Annotated in this window: 10 protein-coding genes; 7 read left to right on the top strand and 3 right to left on the bottom strand. The window is 55.1% G+C overall.

Annotation, left to right across the window (positions count from 1 at the left end; all coding sequences use genetic code 11):
• Positions 1-62: 62 nt before the first annotated feature.
• The 4 genes from HALDL1_01180 to HALDL1_01195 all read left to right on the top strand — a co-directional run bounded on the left by HALDL1_01180 (position 63) and on the right by HALDL1_01195 (position 3,107).
• Positions 63-893: a transcriptional regulator gene (locus tag HALDL1_01180; protein AHG05612.1), complete on the top strand. Its 831-nt coding sequence runs from the start codon at positions 63-65 to the stop codon at positions 891-893.
• Positions 894-975: 82 nt separating this feature from the next.
• On the top strand, positions 976-1,665 hold the full coding sequence (locus HALDL1_01185) for a DNA polymerase subunit beta (GenBank protein AHG05613.1): 690 nt from the start codon (positions 976-978) through the stop codon (positions 1,663-1,665).
• A complete protein-coding gene (locus HALDL1_01190; GenBank protein ID AHG05614.1) occupies positions 1,658-2,155 on the top strand; it encodes a hypothetical protein in 498 nt (165 codons plus the stop codon). The genes HALDL1_01185 and HALDL1_01190 overlap by 8 nt, the downstream gene beginning before the upstream one ends.
• Before the next feature lie 136 nt (positions 2,156-2,291).
• Positions 2,292-3,107: a hypothetical protein gene (locus HALDL1_01195; GenBank protein AHG05615.1), complete on the top strand. Its 816-nt coding sequence runs from the start codon at positions 2,292-2,294 to the stop codon at positions 3,105-3,107.
• Between the two features lie 144 nt (positions 3,108-3,251).
• Here HALDL1_01195 and HALDL1_01200 read toward each other — a convergent pair whose 3' ends face one another.
• The 3 genes from HALDL1_01200 to HALDL1_01210 are packed head-to-tail and all read right to left on the bottom strand — an operon-like array spanning position 3,252 to position 7,802.
• A complete protein-coding gene (locus HALDL1_01200) occupies positions 3,252-4,874 on the bottom strand; it encodes an exonuclease V subunit beta (GenBank protein AHG05616.1) in 1,623 nt (540 codons plus the stop codon).
• Complete coding sequence (locus HALDL1_01205; GenBank protein AHG05617.1) at positions 4,838-5,746, bottom strand: hypothetical protein; 909 nt, start codon at positions 5,744-5,746, stop codon at positions 4,838-4,840. The genes HALDL1_01200 and HALDL1_01205 overlap by 37 nt, the downstream gene beginning before the upstream one ends.
• On the bottom strand, positions 5,739-7,802 hold the full coding sequence (locus HALDL1_01210) for a DNA helicase UvrD (GenBank protein AHG05618.1): 2,064 nt from the start codon (positions 7,800-7,802) through the stop codon (positions 5,739-5,741). The genes HALDL1_01205 and HALDL1_01210 overlap by 8 nt, the downstream gene beginning before the upstream one ends.
• Before the next feature lie 242 nt (positions 7,803-8,044).
• On the opposite strand from HALDL1_01210, the gene HALDL1_01215 reads away from it, so the two are divergent.
• From HALDL1_01215 to HALDL1_01225, 3 genes are all read left to right on the top strand, one after another.
• Positions 8,045-9,751 (top strand): ATPase AAA, encoded by a 1,707-nt coding sequence (locus tag HALDL1_01215; GenBank protein AHG05619.1) that lies wholly within the window; start codon positions 8,045-8,047, stop codon positions 9,749-9,751.
• A gap of 196 nt (positions 9,752-9,947) precedes the next feature.
• On the top strand, positions 9,948-13,034 hold the full coding sequence (locus HALDL1_01220; GenBank protein ID AHG05620.1) for a restriction endonuclease: 3,087 nt from the start codon (positions 9,948-9,950) through the stop codon (positions 13,032-13,034).
• The gene (locus HALDL1_01225) at positions 13,024-16,227 is read left to right on the top strand and encodes a type III restriction endonuclease subunit R (protein ID AHG05621.1); all 3,204 of its coding nucleotides are present in this window, start codon (positions 13,024-13,026) and stop codon (positions 16,225-16,227) included. Before HALDL1_01220 ends, HALDL1_01225 begins: the two co-directional genes overlap by 11 nt.
• Positions 16,228-16,348 lie beyond the last annotated feature (121 nt).

The raw sequence follows: 16,348 nt of genomic DNA on the forward strand, positions 1-16,348 counted from the left end.
AGCGAGCGGTGGTACAACACTCAAGTCGGTACGGTTGTATATTCTATGTACGAAACGCAGGTGTGGGAACCATAGAACAAACGCAAAGTAATCGGCAGGGGCTCTCAACTCGGGAAAGTCGGCTCCTCTCGCGGCTTGCCGCTGAGGGCCACCAGATCATCTCGGTCGACGACATCGAGACGACCCTGGAGGTCGCTCCGAACGCCGCCCGGGAGATCGCGTCCCGACTCACGGAGAAGGGATGGCTCGACCGACTCTTCCCGGGAACATACCTCATCGTCCCGCTCGCGGCCGGCGAGAAGTCCATGTACACGACCCATGAGTACCTCATCGCCGCCCACGTCGCCGAGCCAATGTACATCGGCTACTACAGCGCGCTCAGCCACCACGGGCTGACCGAACAGGTTCCCCGGACAGTCTACGTCGTGACACCAACCCGGGCCCAGAGCCGGGAGATTCACGGCGTGCCCTACCGCGTCACGACGGTCACCGGCCGGAAGTTCTTCGGCACGACGCCGACCTCCATCGAGGGGACCACCATCCAGGTCAGCGACTTGGAGAAGACCCTCGTCGATTGTGCTGACCATCCCGGGTTCTGTGGCGGCATCCGCGAGCTCGCGTGCGCAATGCGCGCCGCCGACGAACAAGGCTGTTCCTGGGAAACCGTCGGCGAGTATCTCGAGCGCCTCGACAACGGCGCCGCGACCAAGCGGATCGTCTACCTCGCCGACCAGCTTGGCATCGGCCTTCCCACCCGAGAGGGGCTCGTCGCGTCGTTCACGAGTGGCTATTCCCTGCTGGACCCCACGCGTCCCGAGACCGGGTCGACAGCCAGCACGTACCGGGTCCGCATCAATATCGAGCTGGACACGCTGGCGCCGACGGAGTCCTAGCTGAATCGGCTAACTCGCAGCGCAAAGCAGCCTGCTGCGTGACGCCGCCATCTATTTATAGGTCGTTGCACAAAATCAGATAGTGTCTGAAATGGCGAAACAGGATATAACGGTCTGTATCGATGCGTATCCCGACCCGGACACCGATGTCTTTCGCATCGGCGCCGCGGACGACATCCTCCGCCTGCTCGTCGACGCCCACGACACGGAGTTCTCGATCCCTGAACTCGTCGACGCCACGGGTGTTACTCGGTCGACGGTCTGGCGGGCCGTCGATCTCCTCGACAGTATCGACGCCATCCAGATTCGAGAAACGCCTCAACGCAACTACATCGCGATCAACCCAGACCGTCTCCAGAAGGACGACCCGATCCTTGGCATCTCTCAATCAGAATTCCACGCGCCGATCCGAGCATTCGTCGACCGCGTCCAAGCCACGACCGCCGACGCCGACGACATCAACGACCTCCTTGGGATCGTCATCTTTGGAAGCGTCGCTCGGGGGGAGGCAGACCGACAGAGCGATATCGATTGCTTCGTGGTCGTCGATGGCAACCGGACGACAGCCCGCCGGCAGATAACCGACGTCGTCGCCGATCTCCAGTCCGAGCGGTTCGACGGTGACCGATTCGTGTTCGAACCGTACGTCGAATCTGCAGAGAGCGCTGGGAGAGCCGGATCGAAGCTCCACGAGATCTTCACCGAGGGGATTACAGTATACGGGAGCGACCGCCTCGACGAGATCCGCAAGGAGGTCGTCGCCGATGAGTAGTACGCGCATCGAAGCCCTCATCGACGAGGTGCAAGCAGCATTCGACCGCCGTCCGACGGACATCGAAGCCGGGCTCGATGTCGAGGACGCCGCCCTGCTCCAGCTACGGAAGGCCTGTCGCTTGCTCGCCGGCGCCGAGGCCCTCCGGGATGCCAGCTACTATACGCTCGTCATTGAGGCGTCGTTTGTCGCAATTGAACGCACCGTCGAATTTCGGCTCCTCGAGCGCGGCACGATGCAGCCGGATGATCTCCCCGGTACCCACCCTGGTGTCTATCGGGAGGCTGCAGCAGCCGGTGTCTTCGGGGAGTCGATGGCCGCGGACCTCGCGGATCTCTGGCGCGACCACCGCGCAAAGACCTACTATCAGGACGGCCTTGCCTCCGCAGGGCGTGCCGACGCGATGTACGAACTCGCCACTGAACTTCACGCATACGTAACTGGCCGGTCTCGACAGGGCCACGAGTGTATCTGCGGAGAGACAACGTAGCGAATTCGTCACTGCCAGAAGACCGCAGTAGGGCGAGTCTAGTTAACCAACGCAGAGAGGTGATACGATGAATCTGTTGGTTAAGTTTTTCTGCGCCCGCCGAGGGGCGGAGGCGCATTCTGACCTCCGTCGAATCATGACTGACCGCTATCTCATAACGGTCCTCGAGGAAGCCGAGTACGTCGCTGAACAACACCACCAGGTCGCTCGCACGGCGGACAACCAGGTCCACGAGTACCTTCGATACGCTGTCCTTCGGATACTCGAAGGGCAGGCAGACCACTTACCGACGGACTGGACGCCGATCGACGGCGTCACTGTCGGCTACGGCACCGACGAGGCGATGTTCGACAGTTGGGACTCCAGCGAGGACTGGTGGGAGACTGTCCCACCGCAGGAATCGTGTACCCGCTTCCGGGTGTTCTTCCCGGACGACCATCAGACCGTCCCACGGACCATCGTCGACGTGATGGCCGCGCTCGGTGCCTGGCGAGTCTGGAGCGGGAGCGCAGCCGCGTGTGGCTCCTACGACCATCGCGAGCGCCGCGAAGTCCACTACCTGTGGCCGGAAGGCCATCCGGTCGAGGAAGTGCTCCACGAGCGGCTCAGTAGCCCTGCGGAAGCCGTCGCTCCAGACGGTGGTCGGACTGGCGACGTCCGCGACCGTCTGGTCGTCGACGATGATCCACAGCCACAGGATGACCTCGAGCCACGCACGAAGCGTGCCATCGACGAAGCGATGGACGTCTCGCTCCTCTCGAAAGGTGGTCGCTACGAGGTCCAGTCCGCGTCCGGTAATCGGTACGAAGTCGACGTCGTCGACGAGTCGTGTACTTGTCCCGACTGGCAGCAGCGCTCACCTGAGGGTGGCTGCAAGCATCTACGTCGCGTTGACCACGAGATCAAACGAGGCCGCGTTCCCCGACCAGACGGCCGCCTTCCCTCCCCGTAGTCGTGACCGGACTACTCCACAGGACGGACTGTGTCGCCATCTCGACGAACCCGGTCGAGCGTTGGTAGCCCATAAGTGGGGTTAAGAGCCCATCCCCGATTCGCTGGAACACGTCCTCGATGTACTCGCGTCCAAAGGTTGGTCTCATTGGGGGAGGTCCACCTCGTAATCAGCTGCCAGCTCCTGGAACTCGGACCACTCGGGGAGACGGCCGTCCTGGATCTCGCCGTGTGTCTCGAGGTACTGGAGTAGCGCATCAATCTCGTCTTCGAGTCCGTACTTCACCGCTTGCTCGCGAAGGTCGTCTTCGTCGTCGGCTTCCTCAACGACCGCGACCGTGTCTCCGTCGAAATCGGGTTCGTCGACACGCGTGAGCATTTTGGTACTCCGCCGATCCGCTAACCGCTCTAGTGCTTCATTTGCGAGGTCGAGAATAGGCTGACGTGACCGGAAGTTCTGTTCTAGCGGTTCGTCTTCGAGATCGGGCCCGAAGACGTCGTCGAGTTCGTCAGTGATGTTCGCGACGTTCGCGCCGCGCCATTCGTAGATTGCTTGATCGTCATCGCCCACGACAAATAGGCAATCCTCTGAGACAAGGGACGTAATGAGGTCGAACTGGAGACGATCAGTGTCCTGGAACTCGTCACAGAAAACGTAGTCCCATCGGTCGCCCAGACCCTCTCCGACGTCAGTCTCGAGCAGCTCTACTGTCTTAACCACGAGACCATCGAAGTCAAGCAGATTTCGCCGGTCGAGCTCTCGCTCGTATGTCTCATACCCTGCGTTCAAATCCAGGGCAGTTTTGCACTCGTCGAGAGCGTTTCGGAGGTAGTCTGTCAGTTCGAGCTTCAGGTCGTTTGGTATCCCGCTCGGAGCACTACTGTACCCTCCAAGGAGATATTTCGGCAGCTTGTGTGCATCCTCGGGAAGCGACCGCTCACCAGCCTCATACTCCTCAAACGCCACTTCGAGTGCGTCACAGAGGTCAACGAGTCGGTCGAGGAAGTCTTTGATGCTCGCCTCTAATCCTTCATCGCGGAGGGTATCCCGTTCTGCGACGAGGTCGGCTCGTGTATCCTGGATGCCGTCGAGAACGGTCGAAACTGAACGACCACCAAGATGGTCACTTGCAATCTCCTCAACACGGTCTGGCACAGCATCGAGCTCATAGACTTGTTCCGGTGACCCGAGATACTCTTCGATCTCTGCGGGCGAAATCCCACTTCGCTTCATCGACCCGATAAACGAGAGGAGTTTCGATGCGACGCCGCTCACGTATGAATCTGGGCCGTAGACGTTGGGTTTGACGGCACGGTAGTCGATTTCGTCGAGGACATCAAGCACGATGACGTACTTTTCAGCATCCGTTGCGATCTCGAAGTCTGGATCTAATCCCGCATCATAGGCATAGTCCGTCAGTATCTCGTTGCAGATAGAGTGGTACGTATACGCGTCGACGTCATACCCTGCGGGTCCGAGTTTTGCGTTGAGTTTCTCACGCATCGAATCAGCGGCGTTGTTGGTGAAGGTCAACGCGAGAATCCGATCCGGAGAAACTCCGTGTTCGTCAATGAGGTTCTCGATTTTCCGGACCATCGTGAACGTCTTTCCGGTCCCCGCACCTGCGAGGACCCGCATGGGATACCGCTCCGACTCGATAATCGTCCGCTGCTGTGGCTTCGGATCCTCATCGTCCTCGATGGTTGGGAGCCAATCAGGCACGTCGTCGCTCATCGCTTCACCTCCTCTGCGAGAGATTCTGTGCACATCTCTCGGTACTTGCAGTCGGGACAGGCCTCATCGTGAATGAGTGGGAACGGATCTGGGTCGTGAGAGCCGCTCGTGATCCCTTCGTGTGCACGTTGTAGGAGATCCCATATCGTGTCATGATACTCTTCGTAGATGTCCGTGGTATCGCGTGGATAGCCTCGTACAGAGATTTCATATCCGTCTGGTGTACTTTCGAACGACGTGTGATTCAGGAGACCGTAGAAACTGAATCGAATATTCATCCCGTCCTCGTAGAGGTCAGATTGTTTGATGCCCTCGATGTATGTGGCCGCCTGGAATACGTTCTTGACTCTCTTCGGGTCGTGATCCGTTCCGTCTAGATGGTCCTCAAGGACGCTAGCAGTATTGGACGTAATTACGTCCCTGAGCTTCCGCTTGTAATCGATGACGTGGATCCCTTCGTCCGTCCGGAGAATATTATCGGCTCTCCCACGCAATCCGAGGCCGTTCTCGACGCAATCGAGCCACTTCTCCGTCGCAACGGATTGACGAGCGTGATCGATGCCGTGGCCACCATCAGGGTCAAAGAAGGTCTTGATTGCCTCTAGATTTTCGAGGCGCTGGTATTCCTGGTGAGCGTTTGACGCGTACTCGTCCGGAGAGATATGCTCTCTCCATTGCTCAGGGAATGCCTCTACTGCCCGATCGTAGATGAGCTGGGCGTCATCTTCTGGGCTAGTTGCTTCGCAGACTACCTCGATCGTTCCGTGATAGGCCCGCCCCTGGTTCAGGTACAACCGTGTCTTCTCTGGGGCGTTGACCTTCTGAACGTACTCATAATCGAACTTCCGCTGGCAGTCTGCGTAGGTCGCGAGACGCGACGGCGAGAGGAAGGTAACGTCAGTCACGTCGAACCCCTCCAGCAGCAAATTCGATACGTGCTTGCAGTGCATCACGAAGCTGCTCGCCGCGGTCCCCGCTTTCACTGAGGAGGTGCTGAATCTCCGAAAGCTCGGCTTCGACCTCGTCGAGAGAGACCGTCACGTCTTGGCTGTGAGAGCGACGGACGTCTGCGAGAGCGTTGTCGACCCGAGAGAGCAGATATTCTTCCGCTCTTCGCTCGCTCCTGATCTCTGATTCTGTCGTCTCTTTCACCCACGGCAACTGCCGATACGCGTCCGTGAGAAACCTCGACGGCTGAGCACGTTCTTCCAGTGCGGTGTCTTTGTGATTGTACAGACAGAAGTACAGGCGATCGCCAGCAGCAGTTGCTCCGATGGCGAGCCGCCGCCGTGCATGCTCTGCATGGTATCGTCGGAACGGGCGGCTTGACGCTGTCGAGGAGGTCGGGAAGGTGTTGGTGACATCTTCTGTGTCGACCTGTGTTACGCCCGGATAGTCCGGCATCTCTGAGAGGCGTTCTTGGGGGAATAACCGAGTCAGGGAAGGTGATCCAGGGTACTCTTCGTCGACGATGTCCAGCAAGAAGACTGCTCGGAAGGACCCGTTTTTGATCGCCTGTAAGTGATCGACTCGGACACCTCCGTCAAGTTCGGTCGAACTTGTTTGGTTCTGTTGAGGAGCATACTCGTGGGCGCGTTCAAGCATCGTCGCGAACGACTCCCAGGTCGTTTCGATGAACGGCGTGTCTTCTACGAACTCCGCCATCGCGAACGCCCGCTGAACGTTCCCAAATTGGGCACGAACGTTCAGTGGAGACGTCTCCTCAGCGATTCGAACCTTCATGTTCGACTCGGTCGCCCACCGTCGGAGCGGACTTGAGAGCCCCTTCATCTGCTCGATAGAGGCCAGAATCGATTCGTCTAAAACCGAGGCTTCCAGCAGCTCTGTTTGAGCATCGTCATCATCGGCTGCCAGATAACGAACAACCTGCAGTAGCTCTCGGATAGCGGGATCATCGCCGAACCCCGTGACAGTCGAGGACTCTGTCGGAACCCCTGTCTGCTGGAAGGCACGAAGCGTCTCGATTACTGCGGAACCGCTCTGCTTCAGTGCGACGGCGAAATCCTCGTACTCCCAGTTCTCTCTATCTCGAAGCCGCTCGATTTCATCAGCGACATTCTTGATCTGTTCGTCGGCGCTCTCTGTCGGGATGACGTTCACCTCCCCCGCTTCGGGATCTTCGTGAACGGTTTCAGTCGCCAAGTACGCACCCGTCGCAGCCGGTCGGGATGGGGGTACTGTCCTTGCAGTAGACTCTGTCCTCGAAAATGAGACGTAGTCAGTAATTGGTCCCGGCTCGATCCATGTCCGCCGAACACTCGCGTTCTCTTCTGCTACACATACGAGCTCCAACCCATCCGCCACGGTAGCAAGATAGCGACGGTCAAGCGGCAGGAACTCCTCAAACTCGACGGCGAGGACTGCCTCGACATCGACTACGTCATCTCGTTTCTCGGTCTCCGACAGCGCCGCATTCGCCTCAGTGATTAGCTGGCCCCGTTCTAGGTGGTTATGGCCGTCGAGCCATTCGTGGAACGCTTCGACGAGTTCCGCAACTTCAACTAGCTCTGGCGTCTTCTCGAAGGAAACATCCTGCCACGTGGCAGTTTCCATGAGCTGGGCGATATCACTCAGGAAGGAGGGTTGTTCGGCTGCACGCTGGAAATGCTCACTGTCCCACTCTTGCTCTTCGAGGAACCGATGGACGAGCTCGCGCCGCATCGCGTCTGAGAGAATCGCTCGGTTATCGGTCTGGTTCACGACGTCGGTCGCTTGCACGACCAGGGACGTGACACGTGGAACAGCTGATCCGGGAGCTATGTTTTTGAGTTCCTCCCGAAACGTCTCCATGCTCGTCGGAGATCCAGTGATGACGAGGATGTCTTCTGGATTATATTCCTTGAGAAAGGCCTGATATTGCTCAGTTACTGTTGATCTAGGCTCACCAGTGCCGAATGGAACAGTAATGAGCGTCCCATCGAAATGCTGGACCTCAGACACGCTTATCGTCCCCCGCAGCCACCAGTTGTTCCTCCGTGGATCGGAGGCTAGCCCAGAATCTCCTTGACTGAGAGCCTGCTGCTGATTTGCAGGGTAAGTCGAAAACGAATCTAGCCAAACGGGGACATATCATATTGAGGGTCCTCACAGCCCATCTACAAGAACGTTGGTGCTACGCTAAAACTGAAATTTGCCTCATCAGGATGCTACATATTTATACTATGCCGGGGTCAAGTTCCTCTATGACAGACCCATCTGACGGTTCTGATTTCATCGCAGACGCTGAATGGCATAACGAATGGTGGGATACAGGCAATGGTTCGCTATCTGAGTTAGAGCAAACCGCTTCTCTAGACCCCAGATCAGACTTACTCAAAGTACTGCAGTCCATTGATGACGAGCGAGAAGACGGTACTGAGTGTCTCGTGTATCCCATTTACGGACCGACCGGAATCGGCAAAACAACGCTTCTTCAGCAATTCATCGCTGCAATCCTTGATTCAGACACCGTTGACTTCTCTCCCAGCCATCGTGATTTAGATATCGTCGGCTCCGTTGATTCACGCCAGATCCTCTATGTCCCTCTTGAGGATTCTCTCTACCATCTCGAACCTTCAAGCAGTGCTGTGGAAAAACTCGAAAACGTTATCGACTATTTCCGCTCTCACGTCGCTCCACGTCGAGGTCGTAAGTACATCATCCTCGACAATATCGGGGCTCTGCGACTCGATGAAGATGAACAGAGTGCTCTTCTAGACTTGGTCGATGATGATACCTATCTACTGCTGACCGGAATTGTAGAATCCCAGGTCGACTTGAGTGGGATCTCGGCTTCGAGCGAGCCCAAAATCAAGTATCCTCGTGCGATGCTACCGATGAAGTTCATCGACACCATCAAGCAAGGGGCATATGATGACTCTGCGTTACTCGAGACAGACCCTGATTTTGCTCTTCGTGTGGAGTCCCATCAAACGAGGAGTATGGACGGTGAGGCCCTGATAAAGGATGTCCGGAGTAATTTGTCTGAATCGGAAAACTTGGATGACGCGGTCGCGTCGTTGAATCAGCTTTACTTTGAAGCCTTCTCCGACGTTGAGCGAGATGGCCTGTATGAGGCCGCTCGTGAGTACCTGCAGAAAGGTGGAATCTTCCTACGTGCTACGGAAACCCCGGTCAAAAACGAACTCATCCGATCACATCTCCTCCTGTATCTCTATAAGGAACTCGCAGAGTATGAATCGATTCAACGACCTGAGAACCTCCATCGAATCGCTTCATTAGCTGCGAGCCAAGCTGGGAATGAGCTTCGATATACGGACATCAGTGATCAGTTGGAAGTCGATCGACGGACTGTCGATTCGTACCTGTCCGTCCTGGATGACGGACTCTCCGTTTCGGAATCTCACGATTTCTCACTTCAACGCCACCGCCGTACTCGGCTCTACCTTCGGAATCCGCGCCATGTTGTACTTCTGTCCCAACGCCAGGAACACCACGGATTCGAAACATACGAGAAGACCGGGTCTCTCAATCACGAGTTCGAATACAAGCTAGCTCGAACCGTCGCCTTTGACCATGCGAAAAGACTGGCATGGAGGGTTGGTGGCTCAGGTGACGAGGACCCTCAGGTCGAATACTTCGAGACTGAATCAGGGACGGTCGACTACATCCTCCACAATGAGGATGGGGTAGTTGCCCCGTTCGTTCTCTCCTATCATCCACACGCAGGGAATGCTGATGAAATCGCAGTAGAGTTCGATCCGACTGTCGGAAAGCATCCGAGACCTGGTGGAGAGGAGCTTCTCGACATCGATTACGAAGCCCCCTACAGGTTCATCATTGCGGATAGCCTGCCAAAAGAAGTGACGCAGTCGGGTTCACTCGTTGTGGAACGGGATGGCGTCAACCTTTGTTACATTCCCTACTGGCTGTTCCTCCTCGTCTGCTAACCATGAGATGCACCACTCCCAAACCGAACGGGAATTTTTACAACGGCTGGTCAGGAACACCGCAACATAGCCTCATACGGATGGCCAAATACGAGACGGGAAGCGGAGTTGAAGCACGACCATCCGACAGGAACATTGGAATTGCGGCCCTCGGTGCATGGCAGTCTGATCGCCCCCTCCAGTCACGAACCTAATCATGTCTACGCAAACCACACGAGACGGAAATCGAGAACAGCTTCAGGAACTGCTACGGGATCTCTTCCAGTTCGACGCTGCCGATCTCGACTTTGGTGTCTACCGCATTCTGAACCAGCGTCGAGATCGAATTGAGCAGTTCATCGAGGACGATCTCCTCGACGCCGTCGACGAGAGTCTGGAATCTCTGGCTGATGCAAAGCGCGCCGAGATTGAGGAAGAACTCGAAGAGAAAGCCACAGAACTTCGTCAGGACTGGGACGACGATATCTTCAACCCCGATGGGTCACTGAAGGACCAGTACGCGAATCTCGGACAGAAAGACCTCGAAGAGTACCAGGACCTCTGGGAGACTCAGGAAGACGTCGCCGTCGCTGAGGAGACGGAAGCCCGTATCTTCAACGACCTGTACCGGTTCTTCTCTCGGTACTACGAGGACGGAGACTTCCACACCAAGCGCCGGATCTCTTCGAAGGATTCGAAGTACTACGTCCCGTACAACGGCGAGGAGACGTACTTCCACTGGGCGAACAACGACCAGTACTACGTCAAAACGGGCGAGCACTTCACCGATTACCGATTCGATGCTGACGAGTGGACCGTTGAGTTCCGCTTAGAGGAGGCGGATGTGCCGCAGGACAACGTCAAGGGAGACAGCCGGTACTTCGTACTCGGTCGTGGCGACCCGGTTTCGACGGACTCTGACGAGCAGACGGTGACGATTCGCTTCCAGTACCGACAGATCACCGAAGACGAGGCCGACGACTACGTCGAGGCGTACAACGAGGCGACAGGCGACGACAGAAGCTCCTTCGCGCACATGACGCCTGCGATGCGGTGTGACGCTCTCGAAGGACGCACCCTAGGCCACGTCGAAGACGCAGGAACCGAACGCATCCTCACCGCAGAGAAAGACGACGACGCCACCTCTACGGTACTGAAAAGCCACCTCACTCGGTACGTCTCGGAGAACTCTATGGACTACTTCGTCCACAAGGATCTGGAAAAATTCCTTGAGGGCGAACTCGATTTCTTCCTCCAGAACGAGGTGCTCGACGTCGACGAACTGATCAAGGCCAACGACGGGTCATCACCGCCGGTGCTTCGAGCCCGGACAGTGCGCGATATCGCAGAACGCATCATCTCGTTCCTCGCACAGATAGAGGACTTCCAGAAGCGGCTCTTCGAGAAGAAGAAGTTCGTTGTCCAGACCGACTACATGGTCACGCTCGATCAGGTTCCTGACGATTTGTACGACGAGATTCTTGAAAACGACGAGCAGCTTGAACAGTGGCGTGAGATATATAATACAGATCAGTGGGATACGACCCTGAAATGGCAGGGAAAATTCAACGAAGCCTTCCTAAAGAACCATACGTCGGTAATGGTCGACACAGGTCTGTTCGACGAAGAGTTCAAACTAAAGTTGCTGTCTTCGTTTGACGATCTCGAAGAAGCAACAAATGGTGTACTAGTCAATGGTGAAAACTTTCAGGCATTGAATTTACTATCCGAAAAATTCAATGACAAGGTCAGTTGCAGCTATATTGACCCTCCATACAATACGGGGAATGATGGATTCCTGTATAAAGACAATTACCAGCATTCCAGCTGGCTTTCGATGATGAGTGACCGCCTGGAAAGAGTCCACTCAATTCTCCCAAAAGACAGTTCGATATTTATCAGTAATGATGACAGCGAAAACAATCGGTTGAACCTTCTATTGAATCATGTGTTTGGTTCCCAGAATTTTGTCGCGGATGTGATCTGGGAGAAGGTCTATTCACCCAAAAACTCTGCCAAGTATTTCTCTGAAGATCATGACTATATTACAGTTTACTCTAAAGATAAAGAAACATGGCGGCCCAACTTGCTACCACGGAGTGATGACCAAAATAAGCGGTATAAGAATCCAGATGATGATCCACGAGGAGAATGGAAGCCTAGCGATCTGACTGCCCGTAATCCATACAGTGAAGGCCAGTATGAGGTTGAGAGTCCGTCGGGCAAAATATTCTCTCCACCAACGGGCCGTTACTGGTCTATCAGTAAGAAGAAGTTTGAGAAATTAGATGAAGACAATCGGATTTGGTGGGGCGAAAGTGGAGGTAATATGCCTCATCTGAAGCGGTTCCTTTCTGAAGTACAGGAAGGAATGGTGCCACAGACTCTGTGGAGCTATGGCGAAGTAGGACATACTCAGCGCGCTAAGAAAGAGCTTCTAGAATTCGTTGACTTTGAGAAAACAGAGGATGTTCTGAACTCAGTTAAGCCTACCTCACTTCTGAAGAGAGTTCTTAGGATTGGAACCGACGATGATGCAACCGAATGGGTGATGGATTTCTTCGCAGGGTCCGGTCCTACTGCCCATGCCGCGATTGATCTGAATCGAGAGGAGAACAGTGACCGACGTTACGTGTTGGTGGAGATGGGAGAATACTTTGACACAATGATTCTCCCCCGTATTCAGCGTGCTGTCCTTTCGTCTGAATGGAAAGGGGGGACGCCAGGTGCTCAGGATGGCGTCACACACCTGATAAAGTATCATCGGGCAGAGTCGTATGAAGATGCGCTCAACAATATAATGTTAAGTGAACCGAATAGCTCCCAACAAACTCTGGTTGATGATTCAATTGAAGACTACACTCAGGGATATATGCTGGAATTTGAGTCTCGCGAGAGTCCTTCACTCCTCCCGGAAGGAACCTTCGACAATCCATTCAATCATGAACTCTGGATCGAACAGAATGGTAAGAGCCGAGAGTTGACTAAAGTCGATCTCATAGAGACATTCCACTATCTGATTGGAGCCGATGTCCGCCAGTATTGGCGTGAAACCCACCAGGATCGAAAGTACGTGGTCACCAATTGTGATGTTGATACAGAAACCGGTGGCGAAAAAATCCTCACCGTGTGGAGGCAGACAGAAGATATCGATCTTGATAAAGAGAAGGAATGGTTCGACGACGGGTTCGATAGTGAATCGTACGACCGCGTCTACGTGAACGGCGAGAGCCAGATCGCGCAGGCAGAACCCCTCGAAATTACGTTCCGAGAGAAGATGGAGGAGAGTCCCAATGTCGCGTAGTGCACTCGAGAAGCTCCGGAAGCGAATGGCACTAACTGCCTACTTCCGTGATTTCTTCGGCGTCGACGACCCGAACGACCCTGACTCAGTCCGTCAGTACTACGAGGAACTAGACAACCAGGAAGAGGGATACGATGACGAGGGGCGTAGCGATGTCTATCGGTTCGTTTCGTTCAAATCCGATAGTGAGGTTCTGACGCCCGAACAGCTGCTTCAGTACGACGAGAACGTCAGAATGCACACTGAAGCACTCAACGAACGGCGATCAGACCCAATCACGCTGAAGCCGTTCCAGGTACTGGCGTGTCTGATGACGGAAGCGTATCTCGATAGAGTGGTGAACAATCGAGAAGCGTTTCTAGCCAACCTCAACGAGTTTGTCAACGAGCAGAACGAGGAAAAGGGACGGATCAAGTTCCCCGAGTTCGACGACAGCGACCTCGACAAACTGGCATTCTGGATGGCAACGGGCAGTGGGAAGACACTGCTCATGCATATCAACTACTACCAGTATCTCGATTATGTCGAGGACTCGGACGCCCTTCCTGAGAACATTCTTCTCGTAACCCCTAACGAGGGCCTCTCAGAACAGCACATCGAGGACCTGCGCGAGAGCAGCATTCCGTGTCACCACTTCAACGCCGAAACCATCGAACTGCAGGGTGTTGGAGAAAACCCGGTCAAGGTCATTGAGATTCAGAAACTGGTCGAAGAGAAGAGTGGTGAGGGCCTCAGCGTCGAGGTAGAGTCGTTTGGTCACAACAACCTCGTCCTCGTCGACGAAGGTCACAAGGGCTCTAGAAAGGGCCAGACGTGGCGGATGCTTCGCGAGAGTCTTGCCGAGGATGGATTTACCTTTGAGTACAGTGCGACATTCGGGCAGGCACTCTCGAAGGCAAGCGTCGATGTTGAGGAGGAGTATGGGAAATCGATCCTTTTCGACTATTCGTATCCTCGATTCTACGATGACGGATACGGGAAGGACTACCACATCGTGAATCTGGAGAGCGAAGTTGACACCGACCTCCGTGATCGGTACCTACTCGCCAATCTTCTCACCTACTACGAGCAGATCTATGTGTTCAATCAGGACCCGGAGACGGTTCGGAACACGTACAACATCAAATTCCCACTCCTCGTCTTCATCGGCCACACGGTAAACGCCACGACGAAGTCGCAAGTCAGTAAAAACGAAGACCGGACGCTTACTGACGTCGAGAAGTCGTTGAACTTCATGGCCAGAGTCCTTCGGAACGAGGATAATTGGGTGCCGAAGGCTATCGACCGTGTTCTGCAGAAGGATGCTGGGTTGGTCGACGACGATGAAATCGATCCGTTTGGAGACGCGCTTGAAGCACTCCGCGAGACCAATCTCGACGGCGAAGAGGTATACAACCAGCTGCTGGAGGAGATGTTCCACGTTCGTGCGTCATCTGGTCTAGACCTCGTCAACATCGAAAACGCAGACGGAGAGATTGGGCTTCGAGCGAGCGGGACAGATGACTACTTCGGCGTGATCAACATCGGTGGGGACCGGGTCTTCCTCGACCGAATCGAAGGTGCGTACGACCATATCTCCGTCGAATCGGACCAATTCAAGAAGTCGCTCTTCCGCTCGATCAACAAGCGTGACTCACCGATCAACGTCCTCATGGGGTCGCGCAAATTCATCGAGGGGTGGGACTCCTGGCGTGTTTCCACAATGGGCCTGATGAACTTCGGGCGTGGAGAGGGGTCCCAGGTCATCCAGCTGTTCGGGAGAGGAGTTCGACTTCTGGGGAAAGACCGAACACTCAAGCGGTCTTCGGAACTTGAAGTCGACCCGCCGTCGAACCTTTCGCTTCTGGAGAGGCTGAACGTTTTCGGCGTTCGTGCCGACTACATGGCGCAGTTCCGGGACTACCTCTCTGATGAAGGAATCGACACGGATCCGCGTGATGTGGTGGAGATTGAGACACGGACTCAAGACCACTTCCAAAATCAGGGGTTGCTCGTCGTGCGTCCGCAGGTCGAGTCGGAGTACGTCGATGAGGTCAACCTCGAACTTGAAGGAACAGGCGATATCACTCCCGAAATCGACATCATGCCCCAAGTTGGGATATTGTCGTCCCGTGATGAATCCGCTAATGAGTTCGACGAGAACGAGCCTCGGACAATCCCAGAGGAGTATCTCGACCTGCTAGACTGGCACGAAATCTATCGGAAGGTCTGGCAATTCCGTAAGGAAAAGGGATACCGGAACCTCGTCTGTGAGAAGAAAACACTGCAAGAGATACTCTCCAACGAGTATTATACGCTGTACTGCCCGCAGTCGATGCTGGAGGTTGAGCAATTCGACGACCTCGAGCAAGTACAGCAAATTGCCGTGATGATCCTCCGGAAGTACATCAAAGAGTTCTATTCAGACCGCCAGAGCAGCTGGGAACAGAGCCAGCTGTCCTATGTGCCGATGGACGAGGAACTGACTCGTGAGCAGGGGAACTTCTTCGAGAAGTACACCCTATCAGTCAAAACGAGCGCCGAGGGCTTCCTGAGCGAACTACAGGATGCAGTCGAGGATGACTCGCTGTATACAAACGCTGATGGGAAGCCGAATCGAGTCCATTTCGACCGCCATCTGTATCTCCCGCTCATCGCCGAGGAGACGAACGTTGACGAGGAGGACATCGACTACTCGCCACCGCCGCTGAACAAAGGCGAGAAGCAGTTCGTGACGAACTTAAAGAGCTATTTCGAATCCAACGATGGCCAGAAAGTTCTCGATTCATGGGAGGTGTACCTGCTCAGAAACCAATCCCGGGGGAAAGGTGTCGGGTTGCTCAGCGATGGGAACCGATTCTTCCCCGACTTCATTATGTGGCTGCAGAACGAAGACGCCCAGCATATCGTCTTCTTGGAACCGCACGGAATGGTTCGTGAGGGGGAGCCACTCGAAGACCATCGCGTCAAGTTCTACGAGGGGATTGATTCGTACGAGAATGAGCTGGCAGAGCGAACGGGTAAAGACCACGTCTCGCTCCACTCGTACGTCATCTCCCAGACGAGCCTAAACGACCTCCGAGCTCTGTCGCGGGTGGACACTCGCGAAGAGTTCCACGATGTGGGGCTCTTCTTCCAAAACGAGGTTAGCCAAATCGTTGAAGATGTACTTGAGAGTGCGTCTGCAGAAGCCCAAGAAACGGCCGCTGAATAACGAGAACAGGGTTTATCTCATTGGACGACATTCCACAACCCTCCCCTGAGCCGTATTCGGTGTCCGATGTAGTACGCATCTATATCGGTCCCGATGATCCGGATAGCCGATACCACGGAAT

It is taken from the genome of Halobacterium sp. DL1, from assembly GCA_000230955.3.
Taxonomy (GTDB): Archaea; Halobacteriota; Halobacteria; order Halobacteriales; family Halobacteriaceae; genus Halobacterium.

Excerpts from the sequence above, each read along its gene's own strand:
- HALDL1_01215 (AHG05619.1), top strand. The coding sequence starts at position 8,045 with ATGACAGACCCATCTGACGGTTCTGATTTCATCGCAGACGCTGAATGG.
- HALDL1_01190 (AHG05614.1), top strand. The coding sequence starts at position 1,658 with ATGAGTAGTACGCGCATCGAAGCCCTCATCGACGAGGTGCAAGCAGCA.
- HALDL1_01225 (AHG05621.1), top strand. The coding sequence starts at position 13,024 with ATGTCGCGTAGTGCACTCGAGAAGCTCCGGAAGCGAATGGCACTAACT.
- HALDL1_01220 (AHG05620.1), top strand. The coding sequence starts at position 9,948 with ATGTCTACGCAAACCACACGAGACGGAAATCGAGAACAGCTTCAGGAA.
- HALDL1_01195 (AHG05615.1), top strand. The coding sequence starts at position 2,292 with ATGACTGACCGCTATCTCATAACGGTCCTCGAGGAAGCCGAGTACGTC.